General features: G+C 62.3%; 28 protein-coding genes. 14 read left to right on the top strand and 14 right to left on the bottom strand.

The window, feature by feature from the left end; genetic code table 11:
- Positions 1 to 4: 4 nt before the first annotated feature.
- The 3 genes from HCN58_RS13970 to HCN58_RS13960 form a co-directional block, all read right to left on the bottom strand.
- Positions 5 to 1,867 carry an ABC-F family ATP-binding cassette domain-containing protein gene (locus HCN58_RS13970; protein WP_171579946.1) on the bottom strand — a complete coding sequence of 621 codons (1,863 nt, stop codon included), beginning with the start codon at positions 1,865 to 1,867 and terminating at the stop codon, positions 5 to 7.
- 69 nt (positions 1,868 to 1,936) lie between these two features.
- A complete protein-coding gene (locus HCN58_RS13965; protein ID WP_171579945.1) occupies positions 1,937 to 2,110 on the bottom strand; it encodes a hypothetical protein in 174 nt (57 codons plus the stop codon).
- Between the two features lie 204 nt (positions 2,111 to 2,314).
- A complete protein-coding gene (locus HCN58_RS13960; RefSeq protein ID WP_171579944.1) occupies positions 2,315 to 2,566 on the bottom strand; it encodes a sulfur globule protein precursor in 252 nt (83 codons plus the stop codon).
- A gap of 320 nt (positions 2,567 to 2,886) precedes the next feature.
- Here HCN58_RS13960 and ndk point away from each other — a divergent pair, with 320 nt between their 5' ends.
- The 3 genes from ndk (at position 2,887) to HCN58_RS13945 (ending at position 4,649) form a co-directional block, all read left to right on the top strand.
- A complete protein-coding gene (gene ndk / locus HCN58_RS13955) occupies positions 2,887 to 3,309 on the top strand; it encodes a nucleoside-diphosphate kinase (protein ID WP_171579943.1) in 423 nt (140 codons plus the stop codon).
- Positions 3,310 to 3,372: 63 nt separating this feature from the next.
- Positions 3,373 to 4,209, top strand: coding sequence for a TerC family protein (locus HCN58_RS13950; RefSeq protein WP_171579942.1), 837 nt, complete (start codon positions 3,373 to 3,375; stop codon positions 4,207 to 4,209).
- Between the two features lie 164 nt (positions 4,210 to 4,373).
- Complete coding sequence (locus HCN58_RS13945) at positions 4,374 to 4,649, top strand: hypothetical protein (protein WP_171579941.1); 276 nt, start codon at positions 4,374 to 4,376, stop codon at positions 4,647 to 4,649.
- Between the two features lie 34 nt (positions 4,650 to 4,683).
- On the opposite strand, the gene HCN58_RS13940 is transcribed toward HCN58_RS13945, so the two are convergent.
- The 3 genes from HCN58_RS13940 to HCN58_RS13930 all read right to left on the bottom strand — a co-directional run bounded on the left by HCN58_RS13940 (position 4,684) and on the right by HCN58_RS13930 (position 6,397).
- The gene (locus HCN58_RS13940; protein ID WP_171579940.1) at positions 4,684 to 4,851 is read right to left on the bottom strand and encodes a hypothetical protein; all 168 of its coding nucleotides are present in this window, start codon (positions 4,849 to 4,851) and stop codon (positions 4,684 to 4,686) included.
- The gene (ligD, locus tag HCN58_RS13935; protein ID WP_171579939.1) at positions 4,851 to 5,771 is read right to left on the bottom strand and encodes a non-homologous end-joining DNA ligase; all 921 of its coding nucleotides are present in this window, start codon (positions 5,769 to 5,771) and stop codon (positions 4,851 to 4,853) included. The genes HCN58_RS13940 and ligD overlap by 1 nt, the downstream gene beginning before the upstream one ends.
- Before the next feature lie 386 nt (positions 5,772 to 6,157).
- A complete protein-coding gene (locus HCN58_RS13930) occupies positions 6,158 to 6,397 on the bottom strand; it encodes a hypothetical protein (protein WP_171579586.1) in 240 nt (79 codons plus the stop codon).
- A gap of 220 nt (positions 6,398 to 6,617) precedes the next feature.
- Between HCN58_RS13930 and HCN58_RS13925 the strand changes: the two genes are divergently transcribed.
- The 3 genes from HCN58_RS13925 to HCN58_RS13915 all read left to right on the top strand — a co-directional run bounded on the left by HCN58_RS13925 (position 6,618) and on the right by HCN58_RS13915 (position 9,951).
- Entirely contained in the window at positions 6,618 to 8,966 is a 2,349-nt protein-coding gene (locus HCN58_RS13925) for a xanthine dehydrogenase family protein molybdopterin-binding subunit (protein ID WP_171579938.1), read from the top strand.
- Positions 8,967 to 9,169: 203 nt separating this feature from the next.
- Positions 9,170 to 9,484 (top strand): ArsR/SmtB family transcription factor, encoded by a 315-nt coding sequence (locus HCN58_RS13920; RefSeq protein ID WP_028346460.1) that lies wholly within the window; start codon positions 9,170 to 9,172, stop codon positions 9,482 to 9,484.
- Positions 9,485 to 9,486: 2 nt separating this feature from the next.
- A complete protein-coding gene (locus HCN58_RS13915) occupies positions 9,487 to 9,951 on the top strand; it encodes an SRPBCC family protein (protein WP_171579937.1) in 465 nt (154 codons plus the stop codon).
- A 265-nt stretch (positions 9,952 to 10,216) separates the two neighbouring features.
- Here the strand turns inward: HCN58_RS13915 and HCN58_RS13910 are convergent, their stop codons facing one another.
- Complete coding sequence (locus HCN58_RS13910) at positions 10,217 to 10,627, bottom strand: hypothetical protein (RefSeq protein ID WP_171579936.1); 411 nt, start codon at positions 10,625 to 10,627, stop codon at positions 10,217 to 10,219.
- Positions 10,628 to 10,847: 220 nt separating this feature from the next.
- Here HCN58_RS13910 and HCN58_RS13905 point away from each other — a divergent pair, with 220 nt between their 5' ends.
- Positions 10,848 to 11,078 (top strand): DUF6894 family protein, encoded by a 231-nt coding sequence (locus tag HCN58_RS13905; protein WP_171579935.1) that lies wholly within the window; start codon positions 10,848 to 10,850, stop codon positions 11,076 to 11,078.
- A 19-nt stretch (positions 11,079 to 11,097) separates the two neighbouring features.
- Here HCN58_RS13905 and HCN58_RS13900 read toward each other — a convergent pair whose 3' ends face one another.
- Positions 11,098 to 11,301: a hypothetical protein gene (locus HCN58_RS13900; protein ID WP_171579933.1), complete on the bottom strand. Its 204-nt coding sequence runs from the start codon at positions 11,299 to 11,301 to the stop codon at positions 11,098 to 11,100.
- A 154-nt stretch (positions 11,302 to 11,455) separates the two neighbouring features.
- Here HCN58_RS13900 and HCN58_RS13895 point away from each other — a divergent pair, with 154 nt between their 5' ends.
- Both HCN58_RS13895 and HCN58_RS13890 read left to right on the top strand, forming a co-directional pair.
- The gene (locus tag HCN58_RS13895) at positions 11,456 to 12,172 is read left to right on the top strand and encodes a Crp/Fnr family transcriptional regulator (protein WP_235983607.1); all 717 of its coding nucleotides are present in this window, start codon (positions 11,456 to 11,458) and stop codon (positions 12,170 to 12,172) included.
- Between the two features lie 196 nt (positions 12,173 to 12,368).
- On the top strand, positions 12,369 to 12,584 hold the full coding sequence (locus HCN58_RS13890) for a hypothetical protein (RefSeq protein ID WP_171579930.1): 216 nt from the start codon (positions 12,369 to 12,371) through the stop codon (positions 12,582 to 12,584).
- Between the two features lie 21 nt (positions 12,585 to 12,605).
- Here HCN58_RS13890 and HCN58_RS13885 read toward each other — a convergent pair whose 3' ends face one another.
- From HCN58_RS13885 to HCN58_RS13865, 5 genes are read right to left on the bottom strand one after another with little or no spacing between them, the layout of a single operon-like run.
- Entirely contained in the window at positions 12,606 to 13,073 is a 468-nt protein-coding gene (locus HCN58_RS13885; RefSeq protein ID WP_171579928.1) for a DUF1801 domain-containing protein, read from the bottom strand.
- Positions 13,074 to 13,090: 17 nt separating this feature from the next.
- On the bottom strand, positions 13,091 to 13,546 hold the full coding sequence (locus HCN58_RS13880) for a DUF1801 domain-containing protein (RefSeq protein WP_171579927.1): 456 nt from the start codon (positions 13,544 to 13,546) through the stop codon (positions 13,091 to 13,093).
- 11 nt (positions 13,547 to 13,557) lie between these two features.
- Positions 13,558 to 13,779: a hypothetical protein gene (locus tag HCN58_RS13875; RefSeq protein ID WP_171579925.1), complete on the bottom strand. Its 222-nt coding sequence runs from the start codon at positions 13,777 to 13,779 to the stop codon at positions 13,558 to 13,560.
- 43 nt (positions 13,780 to 13,822) lie between these two features.
- Positions 13,823 to 14,254 carry an SRPBCC family protein gene (locus HCN58_RS13870; protein ID WP_171579924.1) on the bottom strand — a complete coding sequence of 144 codons (432 nt, stop codon included), beginning with the start codon at positions 14,252 to 14,254 and terminating at the stop codon, positions 13,823 to 13,825.
- On the bottom strand, positions 14,251 to 14,574 hold the full coding sequence (locus HCN58_RS13865) for an ArsR/SmtB family transcription factor (RefSeq protein ID WP_171579923.1): 324 nt from the start codon (positions 14,572 to 14,574) through the stop codon (positions 14,251 to 14,253). The genes HCN58_RS13870 and HCN58_RS13865 overlap by 4 nt, the downstream gene beginning before the upstream one ends.
- A 270-nt stretch (positions 14,575 to 14,844) precedes the next feature.
- Between HCN58_RS13865 and HCN58_RS13860 the strand changes: the two genes are divergently transcribed.
- On the top strand, positions 14,845 to 15,516 hold the full coding sequence (locus HCN58_RS13860; RefSeq protein WP_171579922.1) for a class I SAM-dependent methyltransferase: 672 nt from the start codon (positions 14,845 to 14,847) through the stop codon (positions 15,514 to 15,516).
- 8 nt (positions 15,517 to 15,524) lie between these two features.
- On the opposite strand, the gene HCN58_RS13855 is transcribed toward HCN58_RS13860, so the two are convergent.
- On the bottom strand, positions 15,525 to 15,929 hold the full coding sequence (locus HCN58_RS13855) for a four-helix bundle copper-binding protein (RefSeq protein WP_171579921.1): 405 nt from the start codon (positions 15,927 to 15,929) through the stop codon (positions 15,525 to 15,527).
- A gap of 173 nt (positions 15,930 to 16,102) precedes the next feature.
- Here HCN58_RS13855 and HCN58_RS13850 point away from each other — a divergent pair, with 173 nt between their 5' ends.
- The 4 genes from HCN58_RS13850 (at position 16,103) to HCN58_RS13835 (ending at position 21,604) form a co-directional block, all read left to right on the top strand.
- Positions 16,103 to 16,528, top strand: a complete 426-nt coding sequence (locus HCN58_RS13850) for a hypothetical protein (RefSeq protein WP_171579920.1) — start codon at positions 16,103 to 16,105, stop codon at positions 16,526 to 16,528.
- Between the two features lie 77 nt (positions 16,529 to 16,605).
- A complete protein-coding gene (locus HCN58_RS13845) occupies positions 16,606 to 17,013 on the top strand; it encodes a FixH family protein (protein ID WP_171579919.1) in 408 nt (135 codons plus the stop codon).
- Positions 17,010 to 18,416, top strand: coding sequence for an efflux RND transporter periplasmic adaptor subunit (locus HCN58_RS13840; protein WP_171579918.1), 1,407 nt, complete (start codon positions 17,010 to 17,012; stop codon positions 18,414 to 18,416). Before HCN58_RS13845 ends, HCN58_RS13840 begins: the two co-directional genes overlap by 4 nt.
- Positions 18,413 to 21,604, top strand: coding sequence for an efflux RND transporter permease subunit (locus HCN58_RS13835; RefSeq protein WP_171579917.1), 3,192 nt, complete (start codon positions 18,413 to 18,415; stop codon positions 21,602 to 21,604). The genes HCN58_RS13840 and HCN58_RS13835 overlap by 4 nt, the downstream gene beginning before the upstream one ends.
- The last annotated feature ends 51 nt before the right edge of the window (positions 21,605 to 21,655 follow it).

Raw genomic sequence — 21,655 nt, 5'->3', positions numbered from 1 at the left:
GGTTTCAGCCCGCCGCTTCATCAAATTCCGAACTGGCCTCAAGCCAATCTTCCTCGGCCCGCCGCAGCGCGCTTTCGGCACCGGCGCGCGCCTTGCTAAGCTGGGCGGCCTGCTTGGGATCGCGGGTGAATAGATCAGGCAAGGCGAGGGCGGTGTCGATCTTGGCGATGATGCCGGTGATGCGCTCGATTTCTGCCTCGGCTTCGGCGATCCGCTGCTTCAGCGGCGTTCGTCTTTCGCTCTTCGCTTGCTGCGGTCCGGCGATCTCTCTAGGTCGCTCACGCGAGGGGCTGCGCTTATCCCCGATCGACAACACCATCCGCCTATAATCGTCGAGGTCGCCGTCGTAGGTCGTCACCGTCTGATTGGCGACGACCCACAATTGATCGGCGCAGGATTCGATCAGATAGCGGTCGTGCGAGACCATAATGATGGCGCCGGGGAAATCGTTGATCGCTTCGGCGAGCGCCGCGCGGCTGTCGATGTCGAGATGGTTGGTCGGCTCGTCGAGGATGATCATATTGGGGGCGAAGAAGGTGGCGAGTCCGAGCAGCAGCCGCGCCTTTTCGCCGCCGGACAGGCTCCTGACCAGGGTATCGCCAGCCTTTCCGGAAAACCCGATCGCGCCGGTGCGGCCGCGCACCTTGGTTTCCGGCGCATCGGGCATCAGCTTGCGGATGTGATCGTAGGCTGACGCATCGAGGTTGAGTTCGTCGACCTGATGCTGCGCGAAATAGCCGACCGAGAGCTTTTCCGCCCGCGTGATCTTACCCGAGAAAGGTTGCAACTTGTTGGCCAATAGCTTGACGAGCGTCGACTTGCCGTTGCCGTTGGAGCCGAGCAGGGCGATGCGGTCATCGGTGTCGACGCGCAGCGTGACGCGGTTGAGCACCGGATTTTTCGGATCGTACCCAACGGAGACGTCATCGACCGCGATGATCGGCGGCGACAGCATCTTCTCCGGCGTCGGGAACGCAATCTCGCGCACATCCTGGGTCACGAGCGCAGTGACCGGCTTCATCCGTTCCAGCATTTTCACGCGCGACTGCGCCTGGCGAGCCTTGGAAGCTTTCGCCTTGAAGCGATCGACAAAGGCCTGCAGCCGCTTGCGCTCGTCGGCCTGGCGCTTGGCATGCTTGGCGTCGAGCATTTCGCGCATGGCGCGCTGTTCCTCGAACGAGGAATAGGTGCCTTTGTAGAGGGTCAGCTTGCCGCGATCGAGATGCAGTATCTGGTCGACCGAGGTGTCGAGCAGGTCGCGGTCATGACTGATGATGATGACCGTCCGTGGATAGTTGGCCAGATGGTTTTCCAGCCACAGCGTGCCTTCGAGGTCGAGATAGTTGGTCGGTTCGTCAAGCAGCAGCAAATCCGGCGCCGAGAACAGCGTCGCCGCCAGCGCCACCCGCATGCGCCAGCCGCCGGAAAATTCCGAACACGGCCGCGCCTGATCCGCAGTTGAAAATCCGAGGCCGCTCAGGATGGCGGCCGCGCGCGCCGGCGCGGAGTGGGCATCGATATCGACCAGCCGGTGCTGGATCTCGGCGATGCGGTGCGGATCGGTGGCGGTTTCGGCTTCACGGAGCAGCGCGTCGCGCTCCAGATCGGCCTTCAACACGACATTGATGAGACTCTCCGGGCCGTCCGGCGCCTCCTGCGCCAGGCTGCCGACGCGCCAGCGCGGCGGTAGCGCAATGCTGCCGGACTCGAGCGGCAGGTCGCCCCGGATCGCATGAAACAGCGTCGATTTGCCGACGCCGTTGCGCCCGACAAAGCCGACGCGTGCGCCCGGCACGATCTGCACCGTGCTGTCGTCGATTAGGAGCCGCCCGGCAATCCGGATCGAAATATCTGTGATGGAAAGCATGCGGCGTTGTCACCGGAGCCGGTGCCAAACGCAACTCATTTATCGGCAAAATCAATTACCCAGCAGCCCTCAATGCAGCTCGTGGTCGCGGCGGCGCAGCTCGTCGACGAGTTCTCGTAGACGCGGTGGTAGTTCATTTTCGGGGCGCAAGTTTTGCTGAAGCCGTTCGCCGATGGCGTCGCAGATCGACACGCATGTCTTGTGATCGATTTGTTCGAAATCTCTGGTGATTGGGCCATCCATCAGCGGTCTCTTTGCGAGTTCCACCTCGCAGCGCTCGCAAGGCTTCGGTGACAATGATGGATCAAGTCACAGCCGCGAAATTGGTTTCCCGTGCAGAGCTCCATACGTTCGCGTGCAAGTAGTTGGATCACGGGCAGCCATTCGGTTCCGCAAAAAAAGCCCCGGCGCGGCAGCCGGGGCAGTCAGGGGGAAGCTCAAATCGGATCAGTAGCAGCGGTTCACCAGCCGCCAGCGCGGGCCCCAGGGGGTCGGAACCAGACGCCGCACGTAACAACCGCCATAGCCGCCGAAATAGGCCGGTCCGCCGATGAAGACGCGAGGGCCGCCCCAGCCCCAGCCGTGATGATGATGCCAGCCGTGATGCCAGCCGCCCCAGGCCGAGGCCGATGTCGGCGCCAGCGCGGCCGCGCCCAGCGAAGCCGCTGCCACTGCAACGAGCGAGAGTTTGCGTAACATGATCGTCTCCTCAAGGTTTAGGCGCGGGATGCGCCATCGGTGAGATCGCCTCCCGTAACGCCCCGGGCCTCGCGGATGCGCGACCGGTGTTCGATCGTCGGAAAGTCTACGGCCGCGAAGCTGAATGGCGGCGTGACGCAGGTTACAGAGTGGGTTCACCTCCATGAAATTGCGGTAATCTTCGCCTCGCGGGGTGATGTGCCGCACGAAAAGGCGCCAAAAACGACTGACAGGCGCGTCACCGGGTCGCTTGCCGTCGTGAGGTGGCGCCGATATAAGCCCCGCAACTCTCCAACCCGCGTTTTGCAAGGACGTAAACAATGGCGATTGAACGCACTTTCTCGATCATCAAACCGGACGCGACCGAGCGCAATCTGACCGGCGCGATCAACGCGTTGATCGAGAAGGCCGGCTTGCGGATCGTCGCCCAGAAGCGCATTCGCATGACCCGTGAACAGGCGGAAACCTTCTATGCCGTTCACAAAGCGCGCCCGTTCTTCGGCGAACTGGTCGATTTCATGACCTCGGGCCCGGTCGTGGTGCAGGTGCTGGAAGGCGAGGGCGCTATCGCCAAATATCGCGACGTGATGGGCGCCACTGATCCATCGAAGGCCGCGGAAGGCACGATCCGCAAGGTCCATGCGAAGTCGATCGGCGAGAACTCGGTACACGGCTCGGACGCGCCGGAGACTGCCGCGATCGAAATCGCGCAGTTCTTTTCGGGTAACGAAATCGTCGGCTGATCGATCGGAACAGCAGTAATCAATAGCCGCGCGCAACGGCTAAAAAGGCTCGGGGGGAACGCTGTGGACTGGCTCTTGCAAATCTTCGATCCTGCGACGATCACGGGGTTCTTCAGCCAGTTCCAGACCGAGGTGCAGCAACCCGCCTTCTGGGTCGCGCTCGGCAAGATCATGTGGATCAACATTCTGCTGTCGGGCGACAATGCGCTCGTCATCGCGATGGCGTGCCGCGGGCTGCCGCCGCGCCAGCGGTTCTGGGGCATGGTCCTCGGCGCCGGCGTCGCTGTCTTTTTGCGCATCATTTTCACCGGCATCGTCGTGACGTTGATGGCGCTGCCGTACCTCAAGCTGGTCGGCGGATTGGCGCTGCTCGTGATCGCGGCAAAGCTCCTGGTGCCTGAACACGAGGACGAGAGCGACACGGAAGCGGCTGCGCATCTCTGGGCAGCGGTGCAGATCGTGGCGATCGCCGACATTGTCATGAGCCTCGACAACGTCATCGCGGTCGCCGCCGCCGCCAACGGCAGCATTCCGCTGCTCGTCATCGGACTTGCCATCAGCGTTCCCCTGATCGTTGCGGGTGCTGCGCTGATCATGGCGTTGCTGACGCGTGTTCCCGCCCTGGTGTGGGCCGGCGCCGGCTTGCTGGGCTGGATCGCGGGCGAGGTCATGGCAACCGACCCGGCGGTAGAGCCGGTTTTGCATGCGTTCTTCAACGGTCCGGTCGGCGTTGGCCTCGATGGGGCTCTCAAATCGCTCGGCATGGCGCCGCAATTCGCCAACAGCGGGCATGGCGGCGAGGTGATCCTTGGAATCATCGGCATCGTCGTGGTGCTGATCGCCGGATCGGTCTGGCGAAAGCGCAAGCTGCAGGGCGCCGAGCACTCGGCCACCGCGTAGGGCGCGAGTCTCGCCTCGAGACGCTGAGAGGACAGAGATCGCGGATAAGGCTCATCGAAGCTATCATCCCCCCGGGGTCGAGAGGCCATGTCTATCCGGCAGCGCACCATGGAACGAACAGGAGATCCTTTCGTTGTGACTGAACAGCTGTTCGGAGAAATCCAATGCGGCCTATCACGCTGACGATATGTCTGGCCCTCCTGTCGACCTGCGGCTTTGCGCAGGCCGAGAGCGATCAAACGAAGGCAGATTCTCTGAAGTCGAGTACAGGTCGGGCGCCGCCCGAGGACAAAGGCCAATTGCAGCCGCAAGGTTGGACCGGACCGAACACTACGACCTCAGGCGGCGCGCCTGCCGAAAGTCCGCAGGGCCAGAGCCCGCCCGGCATGCAATCGGCGCCCGAAGGGTCCACCAAAACGGCGGTGGAGTCGAAGAAGTAGTTTCGCCCTTTGCCGCCGGTATGGCTTAGGGATTTCAATTCTCTCGCCATTGCCGTACCGCGTCGTTGACCTTGTCACGATCGCGCCGCTCGTCCGGGGTCAGCCGCATGATGGGCTCGTGGATCGCAGCCGGGATTGTGAGTTTGCTCTCAGGCGGCTTCTCAGCCCATTCCCACCATTGATCGAAGGCATCCTTGGGCATCACAGGTCCTCGCGCAGCCCCTTGAAGAATGGATGCCGGACCTTGCCCGCGGCCGATTTGGCCCGGTATTCGATCTCCGCCAGCAGCTCTGGCTCCACCCAGATGCCCTTGTGTGCGATCCTCCTGGTGTAAGGCTGGCTCTTGCGGATCAGCGGCGTCAGACGCTTGCGCAATTCGCTGGCCGAGGCCTTATCGAACCCGTGGTCGCACTTGCCGGCATAGATCAGGTCGCCACCGCTGCGGCGGCCGAGATAGATGCCGTCCCAGTCGTTGCCGTCGAGCGCAAAGCCCGCGATGGTCAGCGTCTCGCGCTGGGCACAGGTCTTCTTGACCCAATCGTTGATGCGGCCGGAGACGTAACGGCTGTCGCGTACCTTGGAGACGACGCCTTCCAGACCGACCTTGCAGGCGTGCGCGTACATCTCGCTGCCGTCGATCTCAAAACTTTCGCTGAACTGGACAGCGGTGCCGTCGATGGTTTTTCTCAGGAGCGCCTTGCGCTGGTGCAGCGGCAGTGTGCGCAGGTCGTAGCCGTTGAGATAAAGCAGGTCGAACGCAACCAGCACGATGCGGTTGGATTTGCCTCTCAGTTCGTTCTGCAGCACGGAAAAATCGGTCGTGCCGTCTTTGGAGGGAACGACGACCTCGCCGTCGATGATCGCGCTGCCGGCAGCGACATGCCAGGCATCGTCGGCGATCTTGCGCAATCGTCTGGTCCAGTCGTTGCCGCGGCGGGTGAAGATTTTGATGACGCCGTTGGCGAGATGCACCTGTACCCGGTAACCGTCAAACTTGATCTCGTGAATCCAGCGTTGCCCACCCGGCACTCTCTCGATCGAAGAAGCCAGCGCGGGTTCGACGAAGCCCGGATAGGGCGCCTTGGTCCCGATTGCCGCCGGCTTCTTACGCTGAAACGCCACAATAAGAACTCCACGCCACAAGATGGATTCAAATCGATTTAAAATCGTTGGTTCGGTTCAAATTGCCATTTTTTCCCGGCCTGTTCCATGAGGACGACCGGCATGGCCTCGGATGGATCAGTTCGACGACGCTATTCGGAAGTGTGGCGAGGAGTTCTGGCCGTGGGTGGAACGCGAACTGGTGGAAGGCTCGGGCAACAACTCCTGAAGCTCCAGTTGAACGCTCCGAAATGCAAGCCGCTATCCATGAAGGCCGGACGCGGACCGAGCCCGACAGAGCGGTCAATGGCCTTCGCAGGGTCAATGACGCGAATGCTGCGCGCCTGCTCCAAGTTGACGGCAACGCGAGAGATCTTACTCTACAACGACGAGCGGTTAGTGAAGAGCTACGGTTTCTCTCGCGTGTAGAGGTCTTTCGTCGCCTGCTCGGTGATCTGCTTTTCAGCGCGTGTCCTGCGCCTGTTACGCATGATGCCGTAGGCCAGCACCAGACCAAGCACACCCGCACCGATGAACCACAGTGCCACGGGAATGTGGGAGGCAGTTTCGACGGGCTGTCCTTGCGCGGCGAGGTCGCCGGGGAAGATGGCGAGCGCCGTCAGAGTGGCTGCAAGCTTAGCGGCCATTCGTTCGCCAGATGGAATCGAAAACATCTCATGATCCTCTGCATGGAGGAGGATCAATTTCGGCCGCGGGTCAATGTTCCTGAAAATTGACCGGGATTCGATGCCGGAACGGTGCAGCTTGTCTGGTCTTCAAAGGTGATGACCCATTCTCGCCACCGAGCCGGCGAGCTGACGACGCTGCCGATTGCTTTTGCCGCCGCCTGGTTCCATACAGCTTCACATGACCGGACCGTTATTGGGGCGCAGTCTCGACCGCCTTGAAGACGCGCGCTTCGTGCAGGGACGCGGGCGCTACGTCGCCGATCTCGTGGCGCCGGACGCGCTTCATGGCGTCGTCGTTCGCTCGCCGCACGCGCACGCGCGCATCGCCGCGATCAGCGCCGATGCGGCGCGCAGGATGCGCGGCGTCGTGGCCGTGCTCACAGGTGCCGAATTGTCATCTGACAATATCGGCCCGCTGCCCTGTGCGGTGACCAGTATTCCGATGACCACGCCGCTCGTGGTGCCGCCCTATCACGCGCTGGTGCGCGGCGTCGTGCGCCATGTCGGCGAGCCAGTCGCGTTCGTGGTTGCGGAAACGGCCGAAGCCGCGCGCGATGCCGCGGAGGCCGTCGTCGTCGAATATGAGCCGTTGCCGCCGGTCGTTTCGATCGCAGCGGCGATTCTGCCGGACGCCCCGTCGATCTGGCCGGAGGCTGCGGGCAACATCGCGTTCCAGTTCAACCGCGGCGAGATCGGCCCGGTGGAAGCGGCGATCCGCGATGCCGCCCACGTCGTGGAATGCGAGTTGGTCAACAACCGCGTCGTCGCAGCGCCGCTGGAGACACGCGGTGCGATAGGGGAGTTCGACGGCGCGAGCGGCCGGTTGCACCTGACCGCCTCGGCCGCCGGCGCGCACGCCATCCGCGACCTGCTCGCTGACTGCGTGTTTCGCATTGGCCGGGAAAAACTTCGCGTCAGCATTCCCGATGTCGGCGGCGGCTTCGGGATGAAAAACGTGCTCTATCCGGAATGGGTGCTGGTGCTGTGGGCGGCGCGACGTCTCGGCCGTCCGGTCAAGTGGATCGGCGATCGCAGCGAGGATTTCACCGGCTCCGCGCATGGCCGCGACAGCATCATTCGGGCCCGCTTGGCGCTCGATCGGGATGGCCGCTTCCTGGCGCTGGACACGAAAGTTTTCGCCAATCTCGGCGCGTATGTCTCGACGGTGGCGCCGGCCGTGCCGACCATGGCGATGGCGAGCGCGACGGGCGGCGTTTACGATATTCCGCTGATAGCATTCGAGACCAAGGGTGTGTTCACCAACACGACGCCGGTCGATGCCTATCGCGGCGCCGGCAAGCCGGAGGCGAACTATCTGATCGAGCGGTGCATCGATATCGCAGCCCACCAGCTCGGGATGGATGCGCTGAAGCTGCGGCGCAAGAACATCATGCGTCGTTTCCCCTACAGCAGCGCGATGGGACTTTCGGTCGAACAGGGCAGCTTTGCCCACGCGATCGATCACGCGGTTGCTGCCGCGGAGGGTTTCAAGGCGCGCCAGAAAAGTTCACGCAAGCTGGGCCGGCTGCGTGGCCTTGGGATTGCCTGCTTCCTCGAAACCGCGCGCGGCCAGCCCAATGAAGTGGCGGAGGTGCAGTTCGGTGAGGACGGCATGATCGACTTGAAGGTCGGCACGCATTCCAACGGCCAGGGCCATGAGACCACCTACGCCCGGATCGCGGCCGACGCGCTCGGCCTGCCGCTGGAGCGCTTCCGGTTTCGGCAGGGCGATACGGACGATCTCGATAGTGGCGGCGGTCATGGCGGGGCGCGCTCCATGCACCAGGGCGGCACCGCGCTGCTGATGGCGGCGGAAGGCCTGATCGAGAACGCGCGGCGGCTGGCCGCTCGCCTGCTGCAGGCCGGCGTGGATGCGGTTCAGTATGAAGCTGGCCAGCTGCGCGTGTCCGCGACCGGGCAGGAGATCAGCCTCGACGAGGTGGCGCGCGCCTCGTACCAGACGACCGGTGAGGATGTCGCGCCCGGCCTCGCGCACAGGGCGACCCATTTGTGCGACCGCTACACTTTTCCCAACGGCTGCCATGTCGCCGAGGTCGAGATCGATCCTGCGACCGGCGAGGTGAGGCTCGCCCGTTACGTCATCTTCGATGACTACGGCCGCCTGCTGGATCCCCGCCAGACGCTGGGACAGGTGCATGGCGGCGTGGCGCAAGGCATTGGGCAGGCATTGTTCGAGCAGGCGTTGTTCGACGCGGAGACAGGGCAGATCCTCTCGGGCTCGCTGATGGATTATGCCCTGCCGCGCGCAGGCGATCTTCCCGCGTTCGAAGGCAATCTCACGCCGGACTTTCCAAGCCGCGCCAACCGGCTCGGCGTCAAGGGAAGCGGTCAGGCCGGCGCCATTGCAGCTCCCGCCACGATCATGAATGCCGTGATGAACGCGCTCGTGCCGCTCGGCGTGCGCCATCTCGACATGCCCGCAACGCCTTCGCGCATCTGGCACGCGATCCAGGCGGCCAACGCGCGATCGCGTCAGCGCGCTGAAACGACATTCGCCGATCAATAGTCCCAGTACACAGCCTGGCTCAGCCGCTGCGATGGCTCATGAAAGCATGGGCGCACCGGCCGTATCCGGTCGCGATCCGTCGCCAGTCCCGATCGCCCATTCCTAATCACAGCAAGGTGACGAATGACCTGATGACGTGTTTGGTCTGTCGCTTGACATGCAGGTATTTACCTGCATATTGTGTTCTTCATAGAGTGAGATAAATGCAGGCCGACAAGGTTTTCAAAGCGCTGGGCGATCCGACACGCAGAAAGCTGCTTGACCTTCTTTGTGAAAAGAACGGGCAGACGCTCGGCCAGCTTTGCGAAAACCTGGACATGGCCCGGCAATCCGCCACGCAGCACCTCGAAATCCTGGAGGCGGCCAATCTGGTGAGCACGGTCAGGCGAGGCCGGGAAAAGCTGCATTTCATCAACCCCGTGCCGCTTCACGAGGTCTACGAGCGGTGGGTGCGGAAATTCGAACGACAGCGGCTCAGCCTGCTGCACGACCTGAAGAAAGAGCTCGAAGGAGAATAACAATGACCAAAGAGACGACCAGCTTTGTCTACGTCACCTATATTCGCTCGACGCCGGAAAAGGTGTTCGAGGCCATCACGAAACCGGACATCGCAAGGCGCTACTGGGGCCACGAGAACATCTCTGACTGGAATCCCGGATCAAAATGGGAGCACGTCCGCGCCAATGATCAACGGAGCGTCGAACTCGTCGGCAAGGTCATCGAGATCTCGCCGCCGACCCGTCTCGTCATCTCCTGGGCGAATGCGTCGCAGGCCTCGGATCCTTCCGCCTACAGCCGGGTGACGTTCGAGACCGAGGAATACGAGGACATGGTCCGGCTGACCGTCACTCATGACGAACTCGCAGCCGGCAGTGGGATGGCGAACGGTATCAAGAAGGGGTGGCCGGTCGTTCTCGCCAGCCTGAAATCCTTACTGGAAACTGGCCACGGCCTCGACGTCTTCGCCGAGCCGAAATCGGCCTGATCCCTTGCCGTGTCAATCAGAAGCGGGAGCAAGACTATGACCAAGCCCTGCCTGCGGCGCGATCCGTTACGAAACGAGCAGCGAACCGATCGTCGGCCCGGGTTGCGGGGCTCGCGTTGCAGGGGGCCTGACCTAGATCGCAGCGCGCTTGCTCCGTCGGCCGATTCCCTTCGCCGGCTAGCTCCTGCGCTGACGGCTGAGCTGCGCTCGCGCCGAACGGTGGTGGAGCAAGAACGGCGACGGTTTCCGCGCTGATCGGCCTATCCTAGTACAGCCGCATTGGCAGCGGCAACTGGACGTCCCGATAGCGGCCCTCGTAGCGATCGACAAAATCCTGCAGGAAAAACGGAATGTCGCGTAGCTGGAGGTCGCAGCGTCGCCGCAGCTCGTGTGCGACATCGGCAGAGGCGTCACGACACCAGCCCTCGGCGACATTGAAAGCAACCACCCGGATGGGATTAGTGTACTGGCCGGTGAGCAGGTCCGTCACAACCGGTTCAAATCCCGGAGTCTCGGAATTGACTTCGGCCCAGACCCGGCCGTGTTCCAGGGACTCATGCTCGACGATATAGACGTCGTGCCCGTCACCGTGGGGCACGATCGACGGGCCGTACGCATCAATAACTCCCGGGCTGCAGAACGGGGAGTCAAGCTGGCTTGCGTTAATTCGTTCCACATCCGGCAGAGACCCGGATGGCCGCACGGCGCGCTACTGTCCTTGCTCGAGCGCAGGTATAGGTCGCGCAGCGCTCCGTTCCGGCGCAGGAACATTTGGCGGGGTCATGACTTCCTTACGCTATCATGCAGCCGACACAGAAGACGGACACGGCGGTGAGGAAGCCAAGGAGAGCGGCCGCGAAGTTCAAGGGCGCCCCCGATATTAAGGAACAGTCCTCATGCCGCGTTACTTCTTCAACGTGTATCACGACAGGGCTGAACTGGATGAGGAAGGCGAGGAACTGCCCGACCTGCAGGCCGCCTGGCGGGAGGCGACCGTGACGGCAGGGCAGATCATCCAGGATCTGAACGGAAGGCTGCGTCCGGGCAAGGACTGGCGGATGGAAGTCACCGACGAATTCGCAAATCCGTTGTACGTCATTCACGTCTGCGCCGACAAAGCCCGATAAAGGTCGTAAGACCGCAGCGCTATTTCGGGCGCTGCAATCCAGGTGACGTGAGCCAGCGTTCGATGGCCGCTGCCGACTCGGTCGCGACCGCGGCCCGTATCAGGCGATCGCGTTCGTATCCTGGCGGCGAGCCCTCGGCCTTTTCGCGGGCTCGAAATGCAATTTGTTTGAGGCGCTCCTGGAGCGGCAGTGCCGGGCGGCTGCGATTGCGCTTTTTTTTCATGGACGGATCTCCTTGCCGGCTTCGACCCTTCCACGTTCCGGCAACGCCATCCTTAACCTTTGTTTGGAACCGGTATCGGGCAGGTTTCGTTTTCAACTCAGAGGCAGGAGATCATTCAATCGAAAAGGGCAGGCGCGTGGAGCGGGATGCGGTATTGGCAAGCTTGTTGCGGCGGCTCGATGCCGTCTCGAAACTCGATCCGGCTGATATCGCCGCGATCCGTGCACTTCCGATTGCCGTTCGCCATTGGGAAGGCGGAAGAGCCATCGTGTCTGACGGCGAACGTCCGTCGGAATGCTGCCTGATCATCGAAGGCTTCTGTATCCGTTCCAAAACGACAGAGGCCGGCCAGCGGCAAATCCTGTCGATTCACATCCCTGGCGAGATTCCCGACCTTCAGAGTTTGCACCTGCGCAGGATGGACCATGATTTGGTCACGCTGGTCCCCTCGACGCTGGGGTTCATCAGCCATGCTTCACTGCGAACCCTGACGCATGCGAGGCCCAATGTCGCGGATGCGCTCTGGCGCGATACCTTGATCGATGCCGCGATATTTCGGGAGTGGATCGTCAATGTCGGCCAGCGGCCGGCGCCAGCCCGGCTTGTACATATCGCGCTCGAACTTCGCACGCGTCTTCTTTCAGTCAGAGGAGGCGCGGAGCTTGCCACGTTCGAATTCCCGCTTACCCAGGAGCAGATCGGCGAGGCGCTGGGCATCACGCCGGTGCATGCGAACCGCATCATCAGGCAATTGCGCGAGGACAGGATCGTCGACGTCAGCAGGGGCCACGTGCGCGTGCTCGACGAAACAAGGCTCGCGGAATTGGCACAGTTTGACGACCGCTACCTGCACCAGGATCCGGTCGCCTGAAGCGTCCAACCGGCGCGGTGTCAGGCAGCCGCGTTTAGGTCGATCGGACGCGGCGATTTTGTCGGCGTCATTGGAACTATTCAAGTTCGGGAAAATTATGCAATATGTGTCAGGGATAGACACGTGAACTCGAGCGGCTGCCGATGCTGTCCCGTTTGCACGGCGCATCGGCAACCGCTTCCTTTTAGCCGGCGCCATGAAGGATTTTGCAAACGCGTCGTTCCCGCCCGAGGTCATCTCGGTGATGGAGCAGGCGCTTGATGCCGCCGTCGCTACGCTCCCCGAGCCCGTCCATTCCCACCACGTTCAAATCATCGCGGAAGCGATCCTGCGCGCCGCTCACAGCGGAGAGCGTGACCCGGTTGTCCTGCAACGGCTCGCGTTGCTGGAATTGCAGCTTCTTTCCCGATAAAGGCTGGCCACTTCCGTCTGCTCAAGCGCTGCTTGATTTCTTCCGGTCGCCGACGGGGCGCGCGGCTGCTCGTTTCGACGTGTTCAGTGCTACAGCCTCGCGAATCAGCGCCTTCAACGCCTTTTCATCGATCTTGTCGCCCTCGTGAAAATCGATCGCGCGCCGGGTGTTGCCCTCCAAGCTGGAGTTGAAGAGGCCTGACGGGTCCGCCAGCGAGGCGCCTTTGGCGAAGGTCATCTTCACGACCGCCTTGTACGTCTCTCCGGTGCAGATGATGCCGTCGTGCTCCCACACTGGAACGCCGCGCCACTTCCATTCCTCGACCACTTCAGGATCGGCCTGCTTGATGAGCGTTCGGATCCGCGCGAGCATCTCGCCCCGCCAATCGCCCAGCTCCCTGATCCTCGCATCGATGTGCTGAGAGGCAGAGCTTGCTCCTTTAGCTTCCTTCGAGCCGGTCTTGTTCACACCTGTGGTCGCTTTCTTCATGGCTGTTGTCATTCAACTCACATTCGTTCGCCGGGCAATCGGCTGGCTTGCCTTATCCAGGCGGCGAGCTGGGCTTCGTCAAAGCCGTTTTCATGGATGTCAAAATAGCGCACTTCCTTGACCTTGGACTCGCCGGGCGGGAGGGGGCGGAGCAATGTGCCGCGGAAGAAAGTCACTTTGACGAACTTCGTCAAGCAATGAAAGCTGAGGAACCAGCCGCCCTGGTCCTCGACGCCATAAAAGGGCGAATTCCATTTGACCGCCTTGTGCACGCCGGGGACGGTGCGCACGATGAGCGCGTCGAGGAGGCGCCCGATGTCGCGTTTCCAGCCCGGCATGGCCGCGATGTAGGCCTGCACGGGGGCGTCGCCGTACCCCTTTGCGATCTGAGGATTGCCGCCTGAGAGCAGGACAGGCTTTGCGGCGGTCTTTTTCGCGACCTTCGCCGACTTGGCTGACGTCTTGCCGGCCATTGCGTTCGCTCCTATCCGCTAATGCCTCGCGCGCTACGCCATTTGGCGGCATGGGGCAGCGCGAACAAGTACAGACCGGTGAGCAGCAAGAGGATCAGCGGGAACAGCGCCAGAAGCCCTACCCAGAGGGCCTGCTTCTCTCGCGCCATGGCGACGACGTTGACGATCACAGCCACCGTAAAGGCAATGGACAGCCAGCGGTGGATTTGCCGAATAAACGTATTCCAGTTCAATTGAAACCTCCGTTGAAACGAGCTGAACGCGACGCGGCAGGCGTCAGTCCGTTCGCGCCAGAACCTCCTCCAGCTTTGCAAAGAACTGCTTCCATCCGGCGTGGGCGCCGCCATAGGCCTGCTTCTGATCGGGGCGGAAGCCGGTCTGCTCCATGCGCAGCCTGGTCCCGGTGCCCGTTGGGGTGAGCGTAAAGGTGACCACGCTCTGCAAATCGTAGGCCGCGTCGTCGTGCTTGAAATTCCAGGTGTAGGACAGCGTCTTGTTCGGCTCGATGGCGAGGACCTCGCAATCCAGCACGCCACCCCATTCGCCGCGAAGATTGAAGTGATGGCCCACGGCCGGCTTGAAGTCGTTCTTCATCAGCCACTCCTCGATCAGGTGCGGTTGCGTGAGGGCGCGCCAGAGCTTTTCCGGAGGATGAGGCATCTCACGTTCGACGACGACGGAACGCATTTCGGTCGCAGTATTGGTCATTGGTCCATCCGTTTGAGCAGATCTTCGAGATCGTTGAACCGCCTCTGCCAGAACCCGGCCATCTCGCTCGTCCAATCGATCAGCGGGGCGAGGGCGCCGAGCTGCGCGGTATAATGCGTCTGGCGGCCTGCGTGGCGGTCGCGCACCAGCCCCGCCTGTTTCAGTACGCCAAGATGCTTCGAGACGGCCGGTTGCGAGATGCCGGCCCGGACGGTCAGGGCCCCAACCGTCTGCTCTCCTTCCCGGCACAGGCGCTCGAAGATTGCCCGACGGGTCGGGTCGGCGAGTGTTCTGAACAGCACGTCGTGAGCGTTCGGCATTCGAGATCGATAACCTTTTGGTTATTGATGATACATAACCGCCGAGATATGGATCAGTCAAGTGGGAAATGTGTGAAACCAGGCTAGCCTTCCGCACGCTGAAACTGCCGATTATGCCAAATTGATATCGGTCGGCCAAAGTTGCACGCATGCTCGGTTGGCTATGCATTATTCCCGACGAGCCGCCGGTCCCTTGCGAAGTGGAGCTGCGGTTGCGAACGCCGATGGCGCGTAGCCCGTTTCGTTGTCGAGGATGGCAGCGATGACCATATGTCTGATGTCCCGTACAACCAGGGGAGGAGTCTTGTGGGAGATGCCGGCCGCCAGGCCCATTGGGAGAACGTCTACACCACCAAGGGCGAGAACGAGGTCAGCTGGTTTCAGCAAAGCCCGGTTCCTTCGCTCGACTTGATCGCGCAAGCGGGGGCTACGAGCAACTCGGCCATCATCGATATTGGCGGCGGCGCCTCGCGGCTGGTCGATAATCTCGTCGAGCAGGGGTTTGAGGATATCACTGTGCTCGATCTGTCCGCCGCGGCGTTGGCCGCTGCCAAGAGTCGCCTGGAGAGCCGCCTTGGCGCCGGCGCCCAGCGGGTGAGTTGGATCGTCGCCGATGCGACAAGCTGGGAGCCGGTCAAGCCCTACAACATCTGGCACGATAGGGCAGCGTTCCACTTTCTCACCGATGCCGGCGATCGCGCCGCCTACATTGCACGCCTCAAGCGGGGCCTGAAGATCGGGGGGCACGCCATCATCGCCACCTTTGCGCCCGACGGCCCTGAAAAGTGCAGCGGCCTGCCGGTCGCCCGCTATGACAGTGAGAGTCTCGGACGGACGCTCGGAACCATGTTCAAGCTGGTCCACACACAGCGGCACGAGCACGCCACGCCGTGGGGCTCCCGGCAAATCTTCCAGTTCAGCGTATTCAGGCGCGAGGGCTGATCGCCTCGCTAATGCGCCATGCCGCGTGCCACTTCCTGGCAAGCCTCCATGCAGCGGAGGCAGCTTTCCGCACATATGCGGCAATGTTCATGCAGGGCTGCGTGCCTTTGGCATTCGTCCGCGCAAAGCCGGCAGGCGGCGGCGCAGACGCTGAGCATGCGGCGCATCACCTCGTCGTCGGAACCCGTCCTGCGGGTCATGATGCGTCCGGTGATATTGCAGATATCGGCGCAATCCATGTCCAGGCGAATGCACTGGGTCAGCTCCTGTACCATGCGCTCCGACAGGCAGGCGTCGGCGCAGGAGGTGCAGGTCTGGGCACACGAGTAACATTCCTCGATGCAACGGACCAGGGCGTCGTTGATCTGGCCTTGGACGGCCGGGTGGGTGCCGATCATTTCACGGGCGTGCATGGCTGGACTCCTTGCTGAGGACAGACCACCGCTGGGGGGCGGTCGCTAGCTCAAGTCGCGGCATTGAAAAATGTTCTGGGCAGCCGGCCATTGTGAATTGGAAGCAGGGATAGGTTGATACATCGCAATGCGATCTTTGTCCGCCGGCCGACGTTAAGGAAACCCGCGGTTTCGTGATGGAACTCCGCTTCCCATCGTGGGCCGGGATGTGCGAAACTGGACCCGTGAAATACCCAATTCACCTTTGCCGGCTGCTGGCGATTTTTGTAATCGTCGGCCTCGTCATGGCCCCGCTCACCGCGCGGGCGGGTGGCGGCATGACGGCACCGGTGGCCATGACGGCGATTTCCGATGACACCGTCGTCATGTCCGATGACATGGCGTGCTGCCCGGAGAAATCGGCCCCGGTCGATTGCGACCAGTGCCCATTGATGGCGCTCTGCGTATCGACCCCGTTGCAGGGACCGCTGCCGGCCGGCATCGCCGAAATCCAGCCCGTGACGCTCCGGATGCTGCTGCCCGGCAGCGATCCGGAAGTGGATAGCCTCGGGTATTCACCTCCGCCAAAACCTCCCCGATCCCTGGTCCTTTCGGCGTAACGCCGAAGTCCCGCGGCGCCTGGTGGCGTCCGCGCCATGCCGCCGTGGCGGCTGACCAGTAGATTGAGGATACCATGATGAAGGCTATTCAGTTTTCGCGCGGCCTGCGGGTTGCGCTGACCGGCGCTGCCCTGACAAGCGCCGCGACCGTCGCGCTCGCCGATATCAAAAACTACGAATTCAAGCTCGTCGAACCGGCCGTCAAGACCGGTCCGGACAGGACGATCGCCGTGAAGCTCGTCGACAAGACGACCGGCAAGCCTGTTCCGGACGCGGTCATCTTCGCCACGCGCCTCGACATGGCTCCGGATGCCATGCAGGAGATGGTCACCAAGCTTACTCCGCTGCCGGCGACGGAACCCGGGACCTACCGGTTCAAGGCCAGCTTTGGCATGGCTGGCCGCTGGCAGTTGTCGCTCGGTGCCAAGGTGCAGGGCGAAACCGGCACGATCGAAAACAAGCTCGTTATTCAGGCCGACAAATGAAACGGTCAGCTGTGGTTGGGATCGTCGCTGCCGTCACGGCCGCGGCGGGCGCTGGCGTCCTCTCGCGCCCATATCTCTGGCCGAGCGGAGAGGCGAAGCATGCGCACGTCATTGAGCAGGCGCGCGCCGAACCGGCTGCTGCTGCGACCTATTATCAGGATCCCGATGGCAAGCCGCTCTATTCGCTGACGCCGAAGAAGACGCCTGACGGCCGCGATTATCGCGCTGTGCCTCCGGGCGCCGACATTAGTTTCAGCGATCCGCCGCAGGAAAGTGCGGCGGCCACGCCCACCGATCGCAAGATCAAATACTACCGCAATCCCATGGGCCTGCCGGATGTTTCGCCGACGCCCAAAAAGGACTCGATGGGGATGGACTACATTCCCGTTTATGAGGGCGAGGACAGCGACGACGGCGCCATCAGATTGTCGCCCGGGAAAGTTCAACGAACCGGCGCCAAATCGGAGCCAGCGGCCCTCCGCCCGATCCGGACGGTCGTGCGGGCGCCAGGCACGATCCAACTCGACGAGCGTCGAGTCTCCGTCATCGCGATGCGCGCGGAAACCTACCTGCAATCGGTCGCCGACGTCACGACTGGCACCTTCGTCAAGAAGGGACAGCCGCTGATGCAGGTCTACAGTCCGGCAGTTTCCAGTGCGGCCGCCGAGTATGTGACGACATTGACGTCTAAGACTACGGCGGGCGAACCGTCCTACGGACGCGGTTCACGGCAGCGCTTGATGAACCTTGACGTGCCCGACGCGGTAATCACCGAGATCGAAAGAACGCGGGTCGTTCCTGTGACTGTCGGGTGGTCGGCCCCACGCGACGGCATCGTGCTGGAACGCAATGCGGTTCAGGGTATGCGAGCCCAACCGGGCGATGTGCTCTTCCGCGTCGCGGACACGTCGGTGGTCTGGGCGATGATTGACGTAGCCGAGCGCGACCTCGGCTCGCTTGCCGTCGGACAACCCGTAACCTTGCGCGTGCGCAGCTCCCCGGGGAGGGACTCCTCCGGAAAGATCTCGGTCATTTATCCCCAGGTCAACCGCGAGACACGGACAACCCGCGTTCGGGTCGAACTCGCCAATCCGGACCTCGTATTACTGCCGGACATGTACGTGGACGCTGATATCGAGATCGGCGGCGCGGAGCCTGTTTTGGCGGTCCCCGACAGCTCGGTGCTCGATACGGGGTCGCGCCAAGTCGTTCTGGTCGACAAGGGCGAGGGCCGATTCGAACCCCGCGATGTCAAGCTCGGCCGTCGGGGAGGCGGACTAGTCGAAATCCGCAGCGGGCTGAAAGACGGCGAGCCTGTCGTCATTTCGGCGAATTTTCTAATCGATGCGGAAAGTAACCTGAAGGCGGCACTCAAGGGCTTTGCCGAGGGAGCTCAGCCATGATTGCCCGCTTGATCGCTTGGTCGGCTCGTAACCTCCTGCTGGTGCTATTCGGCAGCGGCTTCGCCGCTGCAGCCGGCATCTACGCGCTCGTCCATCTGCCGCTGGACGCCATTCCGGACCTCTCCGACACTCAGGTGATCGTCTACACCGAATATCCGGGCCAAGCGCCGCAGGTCATTGAGGACCAGGTCACCTATCCCCTGACGACGGCGATGCTCACGGTTCCGAAATCGAAAGTCGTCCGCGGCTTCTCGTTCTTCGGAGTGTCGTTCGTCTATGTCATTTTCGAGGACGGCACCGACATTTACTGGGCGCGCTCGCGCGTGCTGGAATTCCTCAACAGTGCGACGTCGCGGCTGCCCGCTGGCGTGGCGCCGACCATCGGCCCGGATGCGACCGGCGTCGGCTGGGTCTACCAATACGCCATCATATCGAAGGAGCTGAACCTTTCCGACACGCGCAGAATCCAGGACTGGAATCTGAAGTTCGCGCTCGCCAAGGCCGAGGGTGTCGCGGAAGTGGCGAGCGTCGGCGGGTTCGTGAAGCAGTATAACGTGATCCTCGATCCGCAGCGCATGCGCGACCGCGGCATTAGCATGCAGAAGATGCGCGAGGCGATCCGCGCCAGCAATGCCGATGTCGGCGGCCGCACCGTCGAACTATCCGAATTCGAATACGTCATCCGCGGCAAGGGCTATCTGCAGGGGATCAATGACCTCGGAAACGTCGTGCTGAAGGTGAGCAATGGCACGCCGGTGCTGCTTCGCGACGTAGCCCGGGTCGAGCTCGGCCCCGACGAGCGGCGCGGCATCACCGAACTGAACGGGGAGGGCGAGGTCGCGAGCGGCATCATATTGCAGCGCTTCGGCGTCAACGCGCTCAATGTGATCCAGAATGTCAAGAAGCGTTTCAAGGAAATCGCCAGCAGCCTGCCGAACTCGGTCGAGATCGTGCCGGTCTACGACCGCTCGAACCTGATTTACGCGGCCATTGACACGCTTAAGCACACGCTGTTCGAGGAAAGTGTTGTCGTCGCGCTGGTCTGCATCGTGTTCCTGCTGCACTTCCGCAGTGCGCTGGTTGCGATTCTGATGCTGCCGGTCGGCATATTGATGGCGTTCGGCGCCATGAAGCTGCTTGGGCTCGGCTCCAACATCATGAGCCTTGGCGGCATTGCGATCGCAATCGGCGCGATGGTGGATGCAGCGATCGTCATGATCGAGAATGCCCACAAGCACCTCGAACGGGCCGAGCCCGGAAAGTCCCGGGTAGCTATCCTGATCGAGGCGGCCGCGCAGGTCGGGCCGGCGCTGTTCTTCAGCCTGCTGATTATCACCGTGTCGTTCATGCCCATCTTTACGCTGGAGTCGCAAGAAGGACGGCTGTTCGGTCCACTGGCCTTCACAAAGACCTTCGCCATGGCCGCCGCCGCGCTGCTCTCGGTGACGCTGGTGCCGGCGCTGATGGTGATCTTCATCCATGGCAGAATCGTTCCTGAGCACAAGAATCCGTTCAACCGTTTCCTGATCTTCATCTATCGACCGGTGATCAAGGGCGTGCTGCGCGCCAAGTCCCTCGTGATCCTGATCGCGCTTGCCACCCTGGCCGTGAGCATCTGGCCAGCCCGCCAGCTCGGCACCGAGTTCATGCCGAACCTGAACGAGGGTACGCTGCTCTACATGCCGACGACATTGCCAGGCATCTCTATCACCAAATCCGCTGAACTGATGCAGACCCAGGATCGGATCATCCGATCGTTTCCGGAAGTCGCGTCTGTCTACGGCAAGGCAGGCCGCGCCGCGACCGCAACCGATCCGGCGCCATCGGAAATGTACGAGACCGTCGTCAATCTCAAACCGAAGCAGGAATGGCGACCCGGCGTGACGATCGACAGCCTGATCGCGGAGATGGACAAGGCGTTGCAGTTTCCTGGCGTCTCCAACGCCTGGACCATGCCGATCAAGGCCCGCATCGACATGCTGTCGACCGGCATCCGTACCCCCATCGGAGTCAAGGTGATCGGCACCGATCTGATTGAGATCGACAAGCTCGCCAAGCAGATCGAGCAGGTCCTGAAGGCGGTTCCCGGCACCTCGTCCGCCTACGCCGAGCGCGTCATCGGCGGCTATTATCTGGAGATCACGCCGGACCGCGAAGCGATGGCGCGCTACGGCATCATGGTCCAGGACGTCCAGGACACCATTGCAGCGGCGCTTGGTGGGCAGACGGTCACGACGACAGTCGAGGGACGCCAGCGCTTTTCCGTCAACATGCGCTACCCGCGGGATTTGCGCGACAATCCGAAGGCGATTGCGAGCGACGTGCTGGTGCCGATGCCGGCCGGCGGCGCAGTCCCGCTCGGCGAAGTGGCCAAGGTGACCCCGGCGAGGGGGCCGTCCTCGATCCGCACCGAGAACGGCCAATTGGCGACCTACATCTATGTCGACATCCGGGACCGCGACCTCGGCAGCTATGTCGCCGATGCGCAAGCGGCGGTGAAAGCCAGCATCCAGTTTCCACCGGGCGCCTACGTCATGTGGAGCGGGCAGTATGAGTATCTGGAGCGGGCCACAGCGCGTCTCAAGATCGTGGTGCCCGTGACGCTCGCGATCATCTTCCTGCTGCTCTATCTGAATTTCCGCTCATTGACGGAAACCTTGATCGTGATGCTGTCGCTGCCGTTTGCGCTGGTCGGCGGCCTCTGGCTGATGTGGTGGCTAGGTTTCAATCTGTCGGTCGCCGTTGTCGTCGGTTTCATCGCGCTGGCCGGCGTCGCGGCTGAGACCGGCGTGGTGATGCTGATCTATCTCAACCAGGCGCTTGATGATCGGCGGGCGCGGCGCGCGGCGGAAGGCGGCGCGCTGACGCGAGGCGACCTCTACGACGCCATTATGGAGGGCGCGGTCGAACGGGTGCGTCCGAAGATGATGACGGTGGTCGCGATCATGGCCGGCCTGCTCCCGATCATGTGGACCACCGGCACCGGCTCGGAGATCATGCAGCGCATCGCCGTCCCGATGATCGGCGGCATGATCTCCTCGACATTGCTGACGCTGATCGTGATCCCGGCGGTATTCGGCATCGTTAAAAGCTTTGGACTGCCCGGCGATCCCGAAAGCGGCAAGTCGGTCGCGGCGATTGCAAGGTCATCGAAAAAAGTCCCACGCGTTGCGGAGCCAGCCGAATGAGGTGAACCATGATTTACGCAGTGATCCCCCGCACGATGCCAAGCTTCAGGT

This window comes from Bradyrhizobium australiense, assembly GCF_013114825.1.
GTDB lineage: Bacteria > Pseudomonadota > Alphaproteobacteria > Rhizobiales > Xanthobacteraceae > Bradyrhizobium > Bradyrhizobium australiense.
Note: the sequence above shows the minus strand (reverse complement) of the source record. Positions and strands in the feature narration are given on the sequence as shown.